This is a genomic window from Rhizobium sp. AP16 (assembly GCF_000281735.1).
GTDB classification, from domain to species: Bacteria; Pseudomonadota; Alphaproteobacteria; order Rhizobiales; family Rhizobiaceae; genus Rhizobium; species Rhizobium rhizogenes.
In genome coordinates this window covers 97,957-114,932 of sequence record NZ_AJVM01000074.1, presented here as the reverse complement: position 1 = coordinate 114,932, position 16,976 = coordinate 97,957, and the positions used below count along the sequence as shown (strand labels likewise).

At 59.3% G+C, this 16,976-nt stretch carries 16 protein-coding genes; 6 read left to right on the top strand and 10 right to left on the bottom strand.

Annotation, left to right across the window (positions count from 1 at the left end):
• Nucleotides 1-4: 4 nt before the first annotated feature.
• Together hmgA and hppD are read right to left on the bottom strand one after the other, a co-directional pair.
• A complete protein-coding gene (gene hmgA / locus PMI03_RS25590) occupies nt 5-1,366 on the bottom strand; it encodes a homogentisate 1,2-dioxygenase (RefSeq protein ID WP_007700500.1) in 1,362 nt (453 codons plus the stop codon).
• A 59-nt stretch (nt 1,367-1,425) separates the two neighbouring features.
• Nucleotides 1,426-2,535 carry a 4-hydroxyphenylpyruvate dioxygenase gene (gene hppD, locus PMI03_RS25585; protein WP_007700498.1) on the bottom strand — a complete coding sequence of 370 codons (1,110 nt, stop codon included), beginning with the start codon at nt 2,533-2,535 and terminating at the stop codon, nt 1,426-1,428.
• A gap of 130 nt (nt 2,536-2,665) precedes the next feature.
• Here hppD and PMI03_RS25580 point away from each other — a divergent pair, with 130 nt between their 5' ends.
• Entirely contained in the window at nt 2,666-3,145 is a 480-nt protein-coding gene (locus tag PMI03_RS25580) for an Lrp/AsnC family transcriptional regulator (RefSeq protein ID WP_007700496.1), read from the top strand.
• Between the two features lie 7 nt (nt 3,146-3,152).
• Here PMI03_RS25580 and PMI03_RS25575 read toward each other — a convergent pair whose 3' ends face one another.
• The gene (locus PMI03_RS25575) at nt 3,153-3,614 is read right to left on the bottom strand and encodes an Lrp/AsnC family transcriptional regulator (protein WP_007700494.1); all 462 of its coding nucleotides are present in this window, start codon (nt 3,612-3,614) and stop codon (nt 3,153-3,155) included.
• A gap of 123 nt (nt 3,615-3,737) precedes the next feature.
• On the opposite strand from PMI03_RS25575, the gene PMI03_RS25570 reads away from it, so the two are divergent.
• Both PMI03_RS25570 and PMI03_RS25565 read left to right on the top strand, forming a co-directional pair.
• Nucleotides 3,738-4,529, top strand: a complete 792-nt coding sequence (locus tag PMI03_RS25570; RefSeq protein WP_007700492.1) for a phenylalanine 4-monooxygenase — start codon at nt 3,738-3,740, stop codon at nt 4,527-4,529.
• A 148-nt stretch (nt 4,530-4,677) separates the two neighbouring features.
• Nucleotides 4,678-4,887 carry a hypothetical protein gene (locus tag PMI03_RS25565; protein ID WP_007700490.1) on the top strand — a complete coding sequence of 70 codons (210 nt, stop codon included), beginning with the start codon at nt 4,678-4,680 and terminating at the stop codon, nt 4,885-4,887.
• A 119-nt stretch (nt 4,888-5,006) separates the two neighbouring features.
• Here the strand turns inward: PMI03_RS25565 and PMI03_RS25560 are convergent, their stop codons facing one another.
• Nucleotides 5,007-7,151 (bottom strand): methyl-accepting chemotaxis protein, encoded by a 2,145-nt coding sequence (locus tag PMI03_RS25560; RefSeq protein ID WP_007700487.1) that lies wholly within the window; start codon nt 7,149-7,151, stop codon nt 5,007-5,009.
• A 16-nt stretch (nt 7,152-7,167) separates the two neighbouring features.
• Nucleotides 7,168-8,067, bottom strand: a complete 900-nt coding sequence (locus tag PMI03_RS25555) for a substrate-binding domain-containing protein (protein ID WP_153510502.1) — start codon at nt 8,065-8,067, stop codon at nt 7,168-7,170.
• A 630-nt stretch (nt 8,068-8,697) separates the two neighbouring features.
• Between PMI03_RS25555 and PMI03_RS25550 the strand changes: the two genes are divergently transcribed.
• Nucleotides 8,698-9,969: a DUF882 domain-containing protein gene (locus PMI03_RS25550; RefSeq protein WP_007700481.1), complete on the top strand. Its 1,272-nt coding sequence runs from the start codon at nt 8,698-8,700 to the stop codon at nt 9,967-9,969.
• Between the two features lie 91 nt (nt 9,970-10,060).
• On the opposite strand, the gene aroQ is transcribed toward PMI03_RS25550, so the two are convergent.
• The 5 genes from aroQ to PMI03_RS25525 form a co-directional block, all read right to left on the bottom strand.
• Nucleotides 10,061-10,495 carry a type II 3-dehydroquinate dehydratase gene (aroQ, locus tag PMI03_RS25545; protein ID WP_007700478.1) on the bottom strand — a complete coding sequence of 145 codons (435 nt, stop codon included), beginning with the start codon at nt 10,493-10,495 and terminating at the stop codon, nt 10,061-10,063.
• 81 nt (nt 10,496-10,576) lie between these two features.
• The gene (locus PMI03_RS25540) at nt 10,577-11,809 is read right to left on the bottom strand and encodes an aminotransferase class III-fold pyridoxal phosphate-dependent enzyme (RefSeq protein WP_007700475.1); all 1,233 of its coding nucleotides are present in this window, start codon (nt 11,807-11,809) and stop codon (nt 10,577-10,579) included.
• A gap of 3 nt (nt 11,810-11,812) precedes the next feature.
• On the bottom strand, nt 11,813-13,099 hold the full coding sequence (locus tag PMI03_RS25535; RefSeq protein WP_007700472.1) for a TRAP transporter large permease: 1,287 nt from the start codon (nt 13,097-13,099) through the stop codon (nt 11,813-11,815).
• Nucleotides 13,096-13,614 (bottom strand): TRAP transporter small permease, encoded by a 519-nt coding sequence (locus tag PMI03_RS25530; RefSeq protein ID WP_007700469.1) that lies wholly within the window; start codon nt 13,612-13,614, stop codon nt 13,096-13,098. Before PMI03_RS25530 ends, PMI03_RS25535 begins: the two co-directional genes overlap by 4 nt.
• A gap of 10 nt (nt 13,615-13,624) precedes the next feature.
• Nucleotides 13,625-14,620 (bottom strand): TRAP transporter substrate-binding protein, encoded by a 996-nt coding sequence (locus PMI03_RS25525; RefSeq protein WP_007700466.1) that lies wholly within the window; start codon nt 14,618-14,620, stop codon nt 13,625-13,627.
• 234 nt (nt 14,621-14,854) lie between these two features.
• On the opposite strand from PMI03_RS25525, the gene PMI03_RS25520 reads away from it, so the two are divergent.
• Entirely contained in the window at nt 14,855-15,751 is an 897-nt protein-coding gene (locus PMI03_RS25520) for a LysR family transcriptional regulator (RefSeq protein ID WP_007700455.1), read from the top strand.
• A gap of 202 nt (nt 15,752-15,953) precedes the next feature.
• A complete protein-coding gene (locus tag PMI03_RS25515; protein WP_007700453.1) occupies nt 15,954-16,973 on the top strand; it encodes a LacI family DNA-binding transcriptional regulator in 1,020 nt (339 codons plus the stop codon).
• Nucleotides 16,974-16,976 lie beyond the last annotated feature (3 nt).

Genomic DNA, 16,976 nt, shown 5'->3' with positions numbered 1-16,976 from the left:
GTCTTCACTTGATGCCAGGTGTCCCGTCGAACCTGCGCTCCAACCCGTCCCAGCACTCCAGATAATTGTCCTGCAGCGTTTCGAGCTCCGCGGCGTATTTCGTCACCTGCTGCGGGTAGCGGGTCTCGAACATGAAGGCCATGGTGTGATCCAGCTTCACTGCCTTGAGCTCGGAATTGGATGCCTTTTCGAAGCCTGAAGCGTCCGGCCCATGGGGAAGCATCATATTGTGCAGGCTGATGCCGCCCGGCACGAAGCCTTCCTCCTTGGCATCATACTGACCATGGATCAGGCCCATGAATTCGCTCATGATGTTGCGGTGATACCAGGGCGGGCGGAAGGTATGCTCGGCGACCAGCCAGCGCGGCGGAAAGATCACGAAATCGACATTTGCCGTGCCGGCACTTTCGGTCGGCGCGGTCAGCACGGTGAAAATCGACGGATCGGGGTGATCGAACAGGATCGCGCCAACCGGGGAAAATGTCCGCAGGTCATATTTGAAGGGCGCGTAGTTGCCGTGCCAGGCAACGACATCGAGAGGCGAGTGGCCGATCTCGGTGACGTAGAACTTTCCGCACCATTTCACATGCACGCGGCAGGGCGTTTCCTTGTCCTCGTAGGCCGCGACCGGCGTCTTGAAATCGCGCGGATTTGCCAGGCAGTTCGCGCCGATCGGCCCACGATCCGGCAGCGTGAACTTCGCGCCGTAATTCTCGCAGATATAGCCGCGCCAAACCTTCTCGTCGCCTTTGCGCAGCACCTTGAACATCATGCCCCGGGGGATGAGAACTATCTCCAAAGGCTCGACATCCATGATGCCCATTTCGGTGAACACGCGGATGGCGCCGACCTGCGGGACGATCAGGAGCTCGCCGTCGGCGTTGAAAGCATAATCATCCACCATGTCCTCGTTGAAGACATAGACATGCGCGGCCATCCCCGTCTGCGTCAGGACATCGCCTGCAGTCGTCATCGTCCGAACCCCGTCAAGAAAACTCAGCTTCTCGTCCGGTGCGGGCACGGGGCCCCAACGAAGCTGGCCGAGGGGTAGTGAATGGTCGTCCAGGCAGGGCGCGGATTTCCAGTGCGGATAGGAGACGTTTGAAAAACGGCGGGTATGGCGCACGCTCGGGCGGATGCGATAGAGCCAGGACCTCTCGTTCGTCCCTCGGGGCGCGGTGAAGGGTGAGCCGGAAAGCTGCTCGGCATAAAGACCATAGTTGCATTTCTGCGGACTGTTCTGGCCTTGCGGCAAGGCACCGGGAAGCGTTTCAGTTTCGAAGTCATTGCCGAATCCGGGCATATATTGCAGCTTATCCGCCACCGAGGCCTCTTTGTCCGAAGCCTGGGTCATTGTCTGGTCCATCGCTCAATTCCTCCCGAAAACTGAGGGCGATCCCACGCAGGCGCAGGATCACCTAGAGATCATTCTGCCGCTGTACCGATCACGCCACGTTTGATCTGATCCGCCTCGATCGACTCGAAAAGGGCGCGGAAATTGCCCTCGCCGAAGCCTTCGTCGCCCTTGCGCTGGATGAATTCGAAGAAGATCGGGCCAATGACGGTTTTTGAGAAGATCTGCAGCAGGATCTTCGTCATGCCGCCATTCACCACACCTTCGCCGTCGATAAGGATACCATGTTTCTTCATGCGCGCGATGGGTTCGTCATGGCCGTTCACGCGTGCATAGGACATGTCGTAATAGGTCTCCGGCGGGCCAGGCATGAAACGCAGCCCATTGCCGGCGAGCCTGTCGGTGCCCTCGTAGATGTCTTCCGTTCCCACAGCGATATGCTGGATGCCTTCGCCCTTGTATTTCTTCAGGAACTCCTCGATCTGGCTCGTATCGTCCTTCGATTCATTCAGCGGAATACGGATCTTGCCGCAGGGCGAGGTGATGGCGCGGCTCACCAGACCGGTAATGCGCCCGTCGATGTCGAAGAAGTGGATCTGCCTGAAGTTGAACAATTCGCGGTAAAAAGCCCACCACTTGTCCATGTTGCCGCGGAAGACATTGTGGGTCAGATGGTCAAGATAATAGAAGCCGACGCCTTCGGGACGCGGGTCGCGATCGCCGAGCCAATTGAAGTTCGCGTCATAAGCCGACCCCTTCGCACCATAGGTCTCGATGAAATAGAGCAGCGACCCGCCGATGCCGACGATCGCCGGGACATCGAGTGCCTTGTCGTCCCCCTCATAGGGAACGGCACCTTTTGACACGGCATGATCGAAGGCATGCTTGGCATCGACAACGCGCCAGGCCATCGACGGGGCGGCGGGGCCGTGCTCTCCAACGAAACGCGCGGCATGGCTGCCCGCTTCGGCATTGAGGAGATAATTGATATCGCCCTGCCGCCAGACGGTGATGTCTTTCGTCTTGTGCTTGGCGACCGGAACATAACCCATGCGCGTGAAGAGCTCGCGCAGCTTCTCGGGTTCCGGATGAGCGAATTCGACGAATTCGAAGCCGTCGGTACCGGCTGGATTGTCAGCGCTGATTTCCGGTGGCGGCGCATCGTGCGGAAAAGGACCCATTTTCTCCTCCAGAGAAATTTGCATTTCGACTGCGCAAAGTGTGATCCAAAATGCATGCAATGTACTTGCATTATTCATGCACATGGCGGATTTTATGCACGGATCGTGAGAGTTTTATGGATTTCATGCAATGGATGGACAGCTCGATAAGTTCGATTTGCGCCTGCTTCAGGAGCTGCAAAAGGACGGCAGGTTGACGAATAATGAGTTGGGCGAGCGGATCGCGCTTTCCCCTTCGCAGTGCTCGCGCCGGCGGACGAGACTGGAGGCTGAGGGATATATTCGCGGCTACCAGGCCAATCTGGACAGGCAGAAGCTGGGCCTGGATATGCTGGTGGTCATTTCGGTGACGCTCGCAACCCACAACAGGGACAATGCTCAACGGTTTTCCCAGCTGATCAGCGGACTGCCGGAAGTTCTCGAAGCCTACGCGCTGACCGGTGAAATGGATTATCACCTGAAGGTAGCGACCCGCGGGCTCACCGACCTCTCGAGGTTCGTCAACGACATTCTGTTGCCGCACGAGTCCGTGCAGCATGTGAAGACCTCGATCGTCCTCGACACGCTCAAGACGTTTGAGGGACTTCCCGTCCCGATGCCACATAGCTGACCGCGTGCTAGAGCGGCAATTCGGTCGAGAATTTCAGCTCGCGCAGCACGAAGCTCGACACCACCGTGCGTACATGCGGGTTGCGCATGAGATAGCGGGTCATAAAAGCCTCGTAGCTTTCTACATCCTTAGCCCGGATCTTCAGCATGTAGTCAAAGGCGCCGGATAGCGCATAGCACTCCATGATCTCCGGCCGCTCCAGCACGACCGAGGCGAAAGACGCAACCGCCTCCTCATGGTGATCTTCGAGCGTGACATGGGCAATCACGCAGAGCTTGAGATCGAGCTTTCCCGGATCGAGCAGCGTCACGCGCTTGCGCACGACGCCGTCTGCCTCCAGCTCCTGGATCTTCCGCCAGGCCGAACTCTGCGACATCCCGGCTTTTTCCGCCAACTCCGCCAGCGAAAGGCTGCCATCGGCCTGGATCAATTGCAGAAGCTTGCGATGAAAATTCCCAGGTTCTTTCATTTCCCATACCAGATCCGAGAATATTTGCCATCAACATGGCAATATCCAGCACGAAAGAAAAGAAAATCCTCCAAATCCGGAGCATAATTACAAGAATATCGCAGCATCTGGGAGGATCGAGCTATGGTCAAGGAAAGCAGCTACACCGCCAAATTGCCTGGCCCGGATGGTCTATATGCTTACACCGCCGAAGAGGATGCGATCTGGGGCGAACTCTACGAACGCCAGTTGAAACTGCTGACCAACATGGCCTGCCGCGAATATCTGGACGGTGTCAAAACCCTGGGGCTTAAGGCGGACAAGGTCCCCCAGCTTCTCGACGTCAACCGGCGCCTGAACGAGACCACCGGCTTCGGCGTCGAAGGCGTACCGGCGCTCATTCCGCCTTCGCGCTTCTACGAACTCCTGTCACAGGGCAAGTTTCCGCTCGCAACCTTCCTGCGCCGCCGCGAGCATATCGACTATATCGAGGAACCAGACCTGTTCCATGAGGTCTTCGGCCACTGCCCGCTGCTGACCAACCAGAGCTATGCCAATTTCGTGCGACATTTCGGCGAAACCGCCGTCCGCCTCGGCAAGGGCTATTCCTGGCATCTGTTCCGTATCTTCTGGTTCACCGTCGAATTCGGTCTGATCAATACGCCGGAGGGCCGCCGCTGCTTCGGCGCGGGTATCGTCTCATCTCCAAGCGAAGCGAAGGCCGCCATGGAGGGCAAGGCCTGCGAGTTCCGGCCCTTCGATCTGCTGGATGTCCTCAGAACGCCCTACCGGATCGATATCGTCCAGCCGATCTACTATGTCATCGACAGCTTCGCTGACCTTGAAGCGATCGTCGAGCAGGATATCGAGGCTCTGATCCTCAAGGCGAAATCGCTGGGTGACTTCCCACCCGCTTTCGAAGCAAAGGCCTCCTGAACCACGGATCTGCCAACCCTTGGCCGCTCCGCGAAGATGGGGTATCGAGGATGCAAGGCGAAAAACTGTTCCTGGGTCGATGGTTGTCGAAGACTCTGAGCGGTTTTCTGGTTAAAGAAACCAGCCTAGCGTCAATCAGGTATGTTCAATGAACGAAGAAGATTTCATCGCTCTTTGCAAAAATGGGAAGTTCAAGGAAGCGCTTGCGCTCGCTTTGCAGGGACGTGAGAAGGCGAAATTTTCGCCCAGCCGGTTTTCCATGGACAAGAACACAGGAAAGCCGATCTTCTACCGCGGCAACAAGCGCGTCGAAATGGATGCCGAGGGCGAATGGCAGCAGGCGAAGAACACCAAGTAGCCACTTGCGACTGGTGCACTCCCACGATCCGCGATCGTGTCCAATAGGCACAAGACGAACGGGCCGGGTTGCGCAGTCGGCAACCCGGCCCGTTCTTCAGCATGCTTCTGGCGCCGGCACTAAGATGCCATGGCGTACTGACGTTGTCCTGATGTCGCCGCGCTGCGTGTCCTGAACCGGTGCACCAGATCGGCGAGGTTTTCGGTCTCCTGGGTCAGGCTCTGGGCCGCCGCCGTGGTCTCTTCCACCATCGCTGCGTTCTGTTGAGTGACCTTGTCCATCTGATCCCCGGCCGCCGAGACCTCTCTCAGGCTGGCAGCCTGTTCACGCGCAGCCACCGCGATCTCTGCGACCGTGGCGCTCATCGCGCTAACCTGCTCGACGATCTGCGCGAGCGACGTGCCGGATTCACCGACGAGTTCCACGCCTGCCTTAACCTGGGCGGAAGACGTAGAGATCAGTGCCTTGATCTCCCTGGCGGCGCTGGCTGACCGTTGTGCAAGCTCGCGCACTTCCTGGGCGACGACGGCAAAGCCTTTCCCCGCTTCGCCCGCACGCGCCGCTTCCACGCCCGCATTCAGGGCGAGAAGGTTGGTCTGGAAGGCGATTTCGTCGATGACGCCGATAATATTGCCGATCTTCGACGATGAGCTTTGGATCTCGGTCATGGCCGCGATGGCGCGAGCAACGATCGCCCCGCCGTTCTCGGCATTGGCGCGCGCAGTGGCGACCGCGCCCTGAGCATGACTTGCGCCTTCCGCCGTGCCATTGACGCCCCGCGTTACATCGCCCAGCGCAGCCACGGTCTCCTCAAGCGAAGCGGCCTGCTGTTCCGTGCGGCGAGCGAGATCGTTCGAAGCCGTTGATATCTCCGTAAGGCCGGACCTGATCGTGCCGACCGCGCGGATGACGGAATCGAGAGCCTCTTCCAGACTGGAGACCGAGTTATTGAAATGATCCCGGATGCGGACATAACGACCGTCAACCTCGCCGACACGGACGGTAAGGTCGCCCTTCGAGAGCGCATCGAGACCCAGGGAAATCTGCTGGAAGGCATGTTCCATCACCTGGGCATCGGCAAGCCGCTCGGCTTCCTGACGCAGACGCTCCTCTTCGGCCGCAAGGCGGGCACGTTCGGCATTGGCTTCCGCCATGACCTTGCCGCGTCCCGTTTCCTGGAAGACCTTCAGCGAGCGTGCCATCGCGCCGAGCTCGTGGCGATGTTCGGTGCCGTCCACCACCATCGTGTCGTCGCCATGCGCAAGCCGCTCCATCGTCCGTGCCATCTTGCGCACAGCCGATGAAATCAGCTGGCCGACAAAATAGGCAAGCACGAGACCAATTACGATCAGAAGACCGCTGATTACGAGCGTCGAGCGGGCCGCAGAGGCGACCGTCGTATCGACTGAGCCATCGAGCGCCTTCTGCGCATCCATAACGGTGGCCTGCAGATCCTTGAAGCCGGTGGCGATTTTCGGTGCCAGGACATTCAGTTCACTTTCGCGGATCTTGTTGGTCGCCAGCAATACGTCCCTTACGTCACCCAGACGGCTTGTATAGTTCTGCATCAGCTGACCAGCGCCCAGAATACGCTTGCGTTGCAGGTCACCCTTTGCCGCCTTGGCTGCCGCATCGTTCAAAGCCATGGCGTCGTTGAGCGCCGACTGAGCGGTGTCGTAGGATGCCAGATCGCCCGCATGGATGAAGCGCTCAGAGAAATAGAGGCTGCGGTTCAATGCCTCGAGCGTCGCGCCGGTCATGTGCAGCAGCGTCACATCGTTCTGTCGCCAGGCGCTGCGCATAACGTCGTTGAGCGCAATGCTGGTCCAGGGGCCGAACTCGGTGACCTTGGAGATCAAGGCATCGCGCCTTGCATGCAGGGATACGATCTGCTCGAAAGCCTTGCCGTAGGTGGCAATGTCCTGACGGATGGCTGCCATTCCAGTCTGCAGAGTACTGTCGCCCGCAAAACGCTGGTCGTCGGCGTCAAACGCCTTCACGCCGGCGCGAAAACGGTTCACGACCTCCTGGGTCGGGCTGGACCGGAAAGCTTCCACCGACATCTGAATCTCGTTCAGCTGGTCGCTGTAGCCGGAAATGGCGAGGCTCTGGCCGGCGGTGCTGCGGTAGGAGGAGAAGATGGACGAAAGTCCCTCCATACCGGAAATCGCATTGACCGAGAGCAAGCTCATAAGCAGGATCAACGGCAGAAAGCCCGCCGTAATCTGCGCGCGGATGCCTAGTTTATTCCAAAAGCGCAACATGATGATCCCCTTGTGCTCACTGGGTCTTCGGCAGATATTGGGCGATATTTTGTGGCGTCACGAGCTCGAAGGGCACGTTGTTTTCTCGCGGCACCTTCTGCCCGTTGATGAGCTTGATTGCGGCATCGACCGATGTCGCGCCCTGCCCGACGGCGCTCTGTAGAATGGTGACATCGAGATCGCCGGCCTGCATCGCTGCCAGGGCATCGTCGGTGGCATCGACGCCTGCAACGACGACGTCCTTCATCGACATGCCGTTCCTCTTCATGGCGCGGATCGCACCGACCGCCATCTCGTCGTTATTGGCAATGACCGCGTCGAACTTCACCCCTGCCGACAGCCATTCCTGCATCTGCTGATCGGCATAATCGCTCGACCAATAGGCAGCCTGGCGTTCCACGATCTGGAGACCCTTGCATTCAGGCGTGGCGATGACATTGTCGATGTCCTGCGTGCGGGCGCGGGCAGCCGCATGGAAGGGTTCGCCCATCAGCACCACGAGGCGCCCCTTGCCCTTCAGGAGAGAGCAGACTTCCTTCGTCTGCATCGTTCCCGATTCCGCTTCATCGGACGCGACCACGACCTGGTTTTCCGGCAGATCCGCCAGGTTCGAGGGGACGTTATTGATATAGACCAGTGGAATATGGGCATCGGCGGCAAGCTTGGTCATCTGCGGGCCGAGATCGCCATCGGAGACAGCCAGGATAATGGCATCGACTTTATCGGCTATGAACTGCTGAACTTGTGCCTTCTGAACCTCCTTGTCGCCTTCGGCGTTCTGTACGACAAGTTTCAGCCCGGAAATCGTCTTTCCCTGCGAAAGGACTCCGTTGAGCAATGCTGTTCTGAATTTATCCAGACCGGACATCGATACGCCGATCGTCTGTGCACTTGCAGTCGAGGCGGATATCGCCATCACAAAAGCAGCCAGTATGGTCTTTCTCACTATTACCCCTCCGCAAGACGGTTATCGAGCTGAAGATTTATAAGGCGATTTTGGTTAATATTTACTTTGCGATATTTGATGTAAATTAGAGATTCATTAAGTTTTAAAACAAAATCCGCTATATCAACCGTAACTCATGAAGAACTTCTCATTTATTGCTTCAAAACAGGTCAACTTCCACCCATTTGACGAAACAATACTTATTAGCTCGGCCTATTTAAGCTTGAATGACTTGCCCGCCTTGGATTGAGCGCTAGAGATCCCAACCCATCGCTTCGAGAAAAAACGAACCGCAGATCCACAAATCCGGATTTCAGTTCAGACTTCACGCGACCTTCAACTAGGCACAGAACATCCGGCAGAGTTCATGCAACTTCAAGGTGCTTGCGGCGCGCATCGGGCCGTCAACGGCGGTAGCTGTCCGAGGCGCTTCACTTGGCGATTCCGCCCGTAAACCGTCTGTTAGGGATCTGTTGACCATAATTGGAGGTGAAGCGACGTCGCAGATGCGGCGCCACCAGTGTTCCCTGTCTTTTACCAAAGACGAAAGTCGTGTCCGTGCACCAAGCGTTTCTCTCCATTCCAGCGGCAATGTCGGCCATGATTTTGTCATTCGTCGCTCATCGTGTAGCGCTGATCGCAATGCTGGTTCTTGCCGCCTTTGCGGGATCAACAGCAGCTGCGGCCGAGGACCGGGCACTCAAGCTCTTCTTCACCCACACGGGCGAAAAGGCGACCATCGTCTTCAAGCGCGACGGCAAATTCGATCCGAAGGGCCTGGCGCAGATCAATCGCTTCCTGCGTGACTGGCGAAAGAACGAGCCGACCAGGATCGATCCGGAACTGCTTGACCTCGTCTGGGAGGTCTACCGCCGCAGCGGCGCGAGGGAAGCCATTCATGTGGTCTCGGCCTATCGCTCGCCATCCACCAACAATATGTTGCGGGGCCGGTCCCGCAGCTCCGGTGTCGCAAAGCACAGCCAGCATACGCTCGGCAAGGCGATGGACTTCTACATACCGGGCGTGAAGCTTGCGACCCTGCGCGCGGTCGCCATGCAGATGCAGGTTGGCGGCGTCGGCTTCTACCCGAACTCCGGATCGCCGTTTGTGCATCTGGATGTCGGCAATGTCCGTGCATGGCCGAGAATGTCGCGCCAGGAACTGGTGCGGCTTTTCCCAGATGGGCGAACCCAGCATTTGCCCGCGGACGGCTCACCGCTGCCGCGTTACGAACTGGCAGTCGCGGACGCCAAGAAGCGCATCCGCCCGGCCCGCAGCGAAATTGCCAGCATTGCGGCTGAGGAAGACACCGCCGGGGCCACGACGAGCGCAAGCCTCGTGACCAGCATGCTGCCGATACCTCAAAAGCGGGTCAATAGCGGGCTGGAGCTTCAACTCAACAAACAGGTAAACGCGAGCAAGGAAACTCCACGCTTCACCGACCTTGCATCCTATGTTGTACCGTTGCCGACACTGCGGCCAGTTGTCAGCGACGGAACCGGCGCGACCCCGACCACCAAACCCAGTCCCATGGCTTTCGCAAGCCTGGTGGTGGGCCGAAACCTCGCTGGAAAATTGCAGCTTTCGGACCAGCTAAGGGCTTCCATGAACAGCGACACAGCCACGCTGCAGCCCATGGCAATCCTGCAAGCTCCCGCTTCCCGCGAAGTATCCGCCGGAGTCGGCACCATGTCCACCAGCGCCCTCGTCGCATGGGCCTTGCAGCCTCCGGGCACCACGATGGAAATGACGCTGCCGAGCATGGTCGGGGCCGCGCTCCCTCTGGAGCACAATGCAGCCGGTGCCTGGAGCGATGCTTCCGAGATCGCCGAGGATGACTTCGATACAGAGAGGTTCGGCTTCGAAGGCTAGAACCCGTCACCGCGTCGAGCAAGTGCCGGCAATTGACGAGCCGTATGGCATGCTCGTCTGACCATCCGGCAGATGGACAAGGTTGCGGCCCTCATGCACCCAGGCTCGACATGCGCTTGATCGCAAGATCATAGCCTTCGGTGCCGAATCCGGCGATCACCCCATCCGCGCGCAAGGAGACGTAGGAGTGATGGCGGAACTCCTCGCGCTTGTGGATGTTCGAGATGTGAACCTCGATCACCTTGCCGTCGAAGGCATTCAACGCATCCAGGATGGCGACGGATGTGTGGGTAAAGGCGCCGGGGTTGATGATGATGCCGAAAGCGGTCTCGCGCGCCTCATGGATCCAGTCGATGATCTCGTATTCGCGATTGCTTTGGTGAAAGCGCAGCTGCAGTCCCAGATCATCGCAGATTTTGCGGCAGCGCACGCCCATATCTTCAAGCGTTTCTGATCCGTAAATCTCTGGCTGGCGCTTACCGAGGAGATTGAGGTTCGGTCCATTGAGAAGGAATATCGTGTTCAAATCTTTATCCTTTCGTCTTCCGTGTTCCGATCATGGCACCTTGCCGGCTCCGCGTCTGCGCATTCACGAGCCGCACGGATATCAGTCCACAAAAGACTGTGCGGCGTGCTCCAGTGCATCAGCCCATTGTTGAAGCGCGTGCTCGTCATGCCTTGAAGACAGATAGTGACGGCCATAGGTGCTGTACATCGACATGACGCCGTTGCGCCTTAGCTCCATGTGAAGCTTGGCGGTGAAGTCGGCGTCGGCTCTTTGAACCGCCTCGTGATAGTTCGATGGAGCGTCTTTGCCGCGCCAAATGGTGAATACGGTGCCGTAGCCGCTCGTGCAGACGTCCATACCCACCCGCGCGAAGGCTTCGACCGCGTGCCGCCTCAGCCGGTCGCCGGCCATGTCGAGAGCCGGGTAATCGACCTCGTCAAGGACGCTCATTGCCGCCTTGACCGCGGCGCAGGCAACCGGATTGCCGTTATACGTGCCCGCCCGGTTGACCCGTTGATCCTCAAATGCCGACATAAGCTCCGGTGTGCCCAGCAGCGCGGCGACCGCAACCCCGTTGCCGATCGCCTTGCCGACGGTCGCAAGGTCCGGGTTAACGCCCATCAGATGGCTGGCCAGGCCCGCATGGCGGCGGAACCCCATCAGAACCTCGTCCATGATCACCAGCGCGCCGTGACGCCGGGCAAGCGACGAGACGAATTGCAGATAGTCGGGGTCCGCCAGAATGCATCCCGCATTCGCCATCATCGGCTCAAGCACGATCGCGGCAATGTCGTCGCACTCCTGGAACAGCAGCTCAGCATCCTGACGATCGTTGAAGCGCAGGAGCAGGGTGTCGCCCTTCGACGGCCGATTGTTCATCGCCATCTTCGCTTCGGGCGAACCTGCATTGCCGAACGCCACATCATCGAACCAGCCATCATAGCCGGCCGCCATCTTGACGATCTTGTGGCGACCGGTCAGCGCCCGCGCCGTGCGGCATGCCAAGTGCACGGCCTCGCTGCCGGAATTCAGGAACACCACCTTGGTGAGGTCCTGTGTATGCGAGGCGAGGCTGGCGGCAGCCTCTTCCTCAAGCGCATGGGCATAGGCCGGCATCGAGCCTTTTTCCACTGCTTTGCGAATGGCGTCCGTCACGACCGGATCGGTGTGCCCAAGGAACGTGGCCCCGAAACCGAGTGCCGTATCGACATATCTTCTGCCAAGATCATCCCATACATAGGGGCCTTGGGCGTTGGCAACGAGAAACCGCCTGCCGTCGAGATCGGGCACGGCTCTGCCGCCGCTGGATATCCCGCAAACCAGGTGTTGCATTATTTAAACTCCAAACAGATGGGGAAGCCACTCGGTCAGTGACGGGAAGGCAACGAGGGCTGCGACGCAGACGACGCTGGCGATCCAGTAGGGAACGAGCCACACCGAGACGGACCACATGTCGATCTTTGCAACATTGCAGACCACGAAGATGTTGGTGCCGATCGGCGGCGTGAACAGCCCGATACCCAAGGTCATCGTGAACACGATCCCGGTCTGATAGGGCGTAAGCCCGGCGGCGAGTGCGATCGGAACGAGGATCGGGGCGAGGATGATGAGGGCAGGTCCCAAATCCAGCCAGAAACCGACCACCTTCAACAGAACCAGAACCAGAATGATGGTGACGAGCGGTGTCGTGTGCAGGCCCGTGATCCAGGCGGCGGCATTTGCCGGAACCTGTTCGACGGTCAGGATCCATCCGAACGGCGTTGCAAGCGCCATGATCATCATGATCACACCCGTTGTCGCCACCGCCGCGGATGCGGCTGAATAAAGCGAACGCAACGGCAGCTCGCGATAGACCAGAATGCCGACAAGGAAGGAATAGACGACGGCAAGCGCCGATGCTTCCGTTGCCGTGGCGATGCCGCCGATGATCGATCCGAGAACCAGCGCCGGCATCAGGAGCGCGGGCAGGGCTCCCAGAGCATCCTTTCCGATTTCGCTCCAGCTGGCGGGCGTCTCATTGCGCGGGAAGTTGTGTCGCCGTGCCACGACATAGGAGGTGATCATGAAGGTGGCCGCAATGAAGAGGCCAGGGATCAAGGCGGCGACGAGCAGGCCGCCGATCGACGTTCCTGTCAGCACACCATAGAGGATCAGGATGACGCTCTGCGGCCCGATGATGCCGAGCGTTCCCGACGCAGCTGTGACCGCTGCCGCAAAGGCCTTGGGATAGCCGCGCTCCGCCATTGCCGGGATCATGATCGATCCGACCGCGCCGGTATCGGCGGTGGCGGATCCGCTGATCCCGCCGTAAACCAGGGCCGTGGCGACATTGACCAATCCGAGACCGCCGGTGATGCGACCGAAGACGTGTTCGGCGACCCGCATGATGCGGGCAGTCAGGCCGCCACGGTTCATCAGTTCGCCGGCAAACAGGAATAGCGGAATGGCCGCCAGCGTGATGGCATCCGCGCCACGGACGGTTTGCTGCGCAAACCAGGCGAAGGGCAGACCGAGATGACCCACATAGATCGTCAGAAGGCTGGCGACACCCATGCACCAGGCGATCGGCACGCCAATGAGGAGAAGAAACGAAAAGCTGAGAATGAGAACCGCGATGGTCATAGCGCCCGCTCCTTTTCATGTTTGGAGACAAGCGGCTGGATGACCTTTGGAAGACGCGAAATCGCGATGCAGACCGCAGACAGTCCGAGGATCAGAACCGTCGCGGTTATCACGCCGGTTGGAAGACGCAGCACCGAGGTCGGGACCATCCAGGACCGCTGCCACACGGCCCAGCCGCTGATGAGGAAGGCAACTCCCATCGCGAGCAGAACCAGGGTGGAGATGGTCTCGAATACGGCCCGGAGCCGCGGCGGCGCGCTATGCTTCAAAGCCTCGAACGCGACATTCTCGCCGCGTATCTCCGCATTGATGACGCCGATGAAGGTTATCCAGATGAAGGCGATGCCGGCGACCTCGAAGGACCACTCGACCCCGCCGAATTCGAAATAGCGCGCGATAACACCCAGAAGCGTCGAGCCGAACATGACGACGAAGGCAATCACCCCGACGAATTCAAAAATGCGCGTCAGCCACCCTCGCCCATCGGGCGAGGGGTTCACAAGACCTTGATTCATTGGGATTACCTCAGTTGGAAGCGGCGGCTTGTTTCACGGCGGAAACCAGATCGGCGCCCCACTCTGTCGAAAACTGGGCGTATACCGGCGCAACCAGCGCGACGAACGGTGCCGTGTTGACGGTGGTCACCTTGACGCCCTTATCCTCGAGCTTCTTCTGGGTATCGGCATATGTCTTCGACAATTCGCCCCGATACCAGACCACGGTGTCGAGCGCCGACTTCTTGACTGCTGCCTGCTCCTCAGGGCTCAGGGACTCGAACTTGTCCTTGTTCATATACCACCAATTGGCGGTCCAGATGTAGTTCGATATCGAGAGGTTCTTGGCCACTTCGTACCATTTGGAGTCGTAATAATCGCGCATCTCAGGTTCGACGGCCGCCACCACATGCGACTGCAGGGCGGTGTAGACCTGGCCGAAGGGGATCGATTCCGCGAGCGCACCGAGCTGCTTCATCGTTGCAAGGATCACCGGATTGGGAGGTGTGCGGATCTTGACGCCGGCCAGATCGGCAGGCGTTTCGATGGCCTTGTTCGTCGCGAACTGGCGGAAGCCGGAATCCAGGACGCCGAGCATCAGATAGCCGCGGTCTTCTCCAAGGTGCTGGACCTTCTGACCTTCGTCGCTATCGAGAAACTTGTGCACATTGTCCGCGTCTTTGAAGAGGAACGGCAGCGACAGCACGTTGAGGCGCGGATCGATGGCATCCACCGCGCCACCGAGGCCGATGTCGATTGCCCCTGCACCCACGCCGTCGGCGATCGGGCCTTCATCGCCCAATTGTGCATTCGGAAATATCTGTACCTTGACTGACCCCTTCGAGATCTCGCTCACTTCATCCGCGAATTTCTGGACGGCCTGATTGATGAGACTTTCGGGTGCGGAAGCGTGGGCCAGCCTCAAGGTAGTCTCGGCATCCGCCGTACTGGCCCAGAGGCTCGACAGGCAAATAACGCCGCCGGCCATTATTGTGACAAAACGATTGCGTTCCATACGACGAAACATGAATTCCCCTTTACGTTCTTGTTGTGTTGACGCAGCATCAAGATAATCGGCGGAGCGGTGTTGAAAATGACAGATTTGTTATTCTCGCATAAGCGCCGCTGATACATACCCGAAAGCTCAGGGCTCTCCGCATACGGCAGGCATTGCTGCCGCTAGCCCCGGATGGTTACTTGAACAGGATGGGGAAATAGATCTACGGCCTGGGATGAATGCCTGGCGACAGGAGTATGACACATGCGCAACCTCGATAGCGATGCTCTGGCCAGCTTTGTGGCGGTGGCCGAAACCGGAAGCTTCACGGCGGCGGCCGAGAGACTGGGCCGCACGCAGGCGGCCGTCAGCATGGCCATCGGCAAGTGGGAGGAGCGCCTCGATCTGCGCCTGTTCGACCGCGGCCATCGCCGCGTCACGCTTACGCCGATCGGGGAGAGGCTGTTGGGATATGCGCGCAGGATACGCGCGATCGAAGACGAGGCTTTGGCCACCCTGCTCGAGGGCCGGAACGAAAGCCGGGTTCGGCTCGGCATGCCGGACGACTATCTGACGCTGTTCGGCACCGCTTTGATGCAGCGCTTCGTGCCACAATATCCAAAAGTCAGTCTCGACCTTCAATATGACTTTTCCCACCGTCTTGAATATATGGTCGAAAGCCGCGAGCTGGACATCGCCATCATCACGCAGAATGCCGTGGAGCCGAAGGGGGAGATCATTCGGCTGGAAAAACAGGTCTGGTGTGCAGCGGCCGACCGTTATCCGGAACGCGAGAACTGCATTCAGCTCGCGCTGTTTCCGGAAGGCTGCCGTGCCCGACCGCAGGTACTGTCGGCGCTGGATCGAGCAGACCGCCGGTGGCGGATCGTCTATTCGTCCTCCGACATTGCCGGCATTCAGCTCGCGGTTCATTCCGGAGATTTGCTGACGGTATTGCCGGAGTCGGCAGTCCCGGTCAGTTGGCGAAAGCTCGGACCGGAGGATGGCATGCCGGAACTTCCGACTTTGCGGCTGGCAATGGTTCTACCGCAGCAGCCTCGCCTGCCCGTGAGGCAGCTTGCGACATTCCTGCGTGCCGAATTTCAACGCTCGCTCGTCGAACCCGACGGTGACATCAATGCCGCAATGTTGACGGCCTGATCGATCGCCGTCGCTGCGATCGGCCATAGGTCATGGCCGACGTACAAAGGCAATCACTATCGGAAAGGTCGGCATGGCGCCGAGATTGCTTGCCATCTTCGCTGCGAGTATCACATTGCCAACATGAAGGTGCCAACATGAAGGTGAACGTCTGCGGCGGGCCTCATGAATATTCGGCCACCAGACAGAGAAATGCGAGCAAGTGACGACCAACATCAGACATATCGCCAAACTTGCAGGAACATCGGTCTCTTCGGTCTCGCGCGTGCTGAACAATAGCGGCTACACCTCGCCCGATCTCAGGGACAGGGTGGAAGCAGCCATTCGGACGCTGAAATACACGCCCAGCAAGGACGCGCGCATGCTGCGCGGCGCGCAAAGCCGGATGATCGGACTGATGCTGCCGTCGATTGACGTGCCCTTCTTCGGTATCCTGGCCCATGCCATTGAGCAGGATTTGTTCCAGCGCGGCTATCAGACGCTGATCTGCAGCACGGCGGAAAACATCGACCACGAGGCGCGCTATATTTCGATGCTGCTCGCCCAGCGTGTCGATGGCGTCATCGTGGCAAGCGCCTTCGGCAGAGCCGAGCATTTCGAAGTGCTGCGAGACGCTCGTATTCCGATTATCGCCATCGACCGCGAGCTGAACGGCATCGCCGACGAAGCGGTCATGGCCGATCACGAGGAAGGCGGGACGCTGATGGCGCGCCACCTGATCGGTCTCGGCCACCGGTCGATCGCCATCGTCGGCGCACCGGCCCATAGCCAGCCTGTCCAGCTTCGCCTCCGGGGCATTACGGCGGAAATGGCGAGAAACGGGATCACGCCCGCCGCCGTGACCATGGCCGAGGAACATAGCTTTGGCGCAACCTACCCGCTGGCGCGGGATCTGCTGGCGGCCCGGCCGGAGATCACGGCGATCATCGGCACGAGCGATATCTCAGCGATCGCGGCAATCCATGCCGTCCTCGATCGCGGTTTTTCCGTTCCGGGCGATTATTCGGTGATCGGTTTCGACGACTTGCCCGAGGCAGCTTATGTCTTTCCCCGGCTAACGACGGTCGCGCAGCCGATCCGCGATGTCGGGCAGCGGGCGGCACAGCGGCTGGAGGCGCTGATCGCGGAACACCAGATGGGGCATGAGCCACGCCAGGCCACCGTCGTGAAAGTGCCGGTCACCCTGATCCAGCGCGACTCCACCGGCCCCGTCCGCAGCTAAGCC

Bases quoted from the DNA above. Each gene is read 5' to 3' on its own strand.
- PMI03_RS25525 (WP_007700466.1), bottom strand. From the start codon at position 14,620: ATGTTTCGTCGTATGGAACGCAATCGTTTTGTCACAATAATGGCCGGC.
- PMI03_RS25565 (WP_007700490.1), top strand. From the start codon at position 4,678: ATGAACGAAGAAGATTTCATCGCTCTTTGCAAAAATGGGAAGTTCAAG.
- PMI03_RS25575 (WP_007700494.1), bottom strand. From the start codon at position 3,614: ATGAAAGAACCTGGGAATTTTCATCGCAAGCTTCTGCAATTGATCCAG.
- PMI03_RS25530 (WP_007700469.1), bottom strand. From the start codon at position 13,614: ATGAATCAAGGTCTTGTGAACCCCTCGCCCGATGGGCGAGGGTGGCTG.
- PMI03_RS25560 (WP_007700487.1), bottom strand. From the start codon at position 7,151: ATGTTGCGCTTTTGGAATAAACTAGGCATCCGCGCGCAGATTACGGCG.
- PMI03_RS25555 (WP_153510502.1), bottom strand. From the start codon at position 8,067: ATGGCGATATCCGCCTCGACTGCAAGTGCACAGACGATCGGCGTATCG.
- PMI03_RS25580 (WP_007700496.1), top strand. From the start codon at position 2,666: ATGGATGGACAGCTCGATAAGTTCGATTTGCGCCTGCTTCAGGAGCTG.
- PMI03_RS25535 (WP_007700472.1), bottom strand. From the start codon at position 13,099: ATGACCATCGCGGTTCTCATTCTCAGCTTTTCGTTTCTTCTCCTCATT.
- PMI03_RS25550 (WP_007700481.1), top strand. From the start codon at position 8,698: ATGATTTTGTCATTCGTCGCTCATCGTGTAGCGCTGATCGCAATGCTG.
- PMI03_RS25520 (WP_007700455.1), top strand. From the start codon at position 14,855: ATGCGCAACCTCGATAGCGATGCTCTGGCCAGCTTTGTGGCGGTGGCC.
- PMI03_RS25570 (WP_007700492.1), top strand. From the start codon at position 3,738: ATGGTCAAGGAAAGCAGCTACACCGCCAAATTGCCTGGCCCGGATGGT.
- hppD (WP_007700498.1), bottom strand. From the start codon at position 2,535: ATGGGTCCTTTTCCGCACGATGCGCCGCCACCGGAAATCAGCGCTGAC.
- PMI03_RS25540 (WP_007700475.1), bottom strand. From the start codon at position 11,809: ATGCAACACCTGGTTTGCGGGATATCCAGCGGCGGCAGAGCCGTGCCC.
- hmgA (WP_007700500.1), bottom strand. From the start codon at position 1,366: ATGGACCAGACAATGACCCAGGCTTCGGACAAAGAGGCCTCGGTGGCG.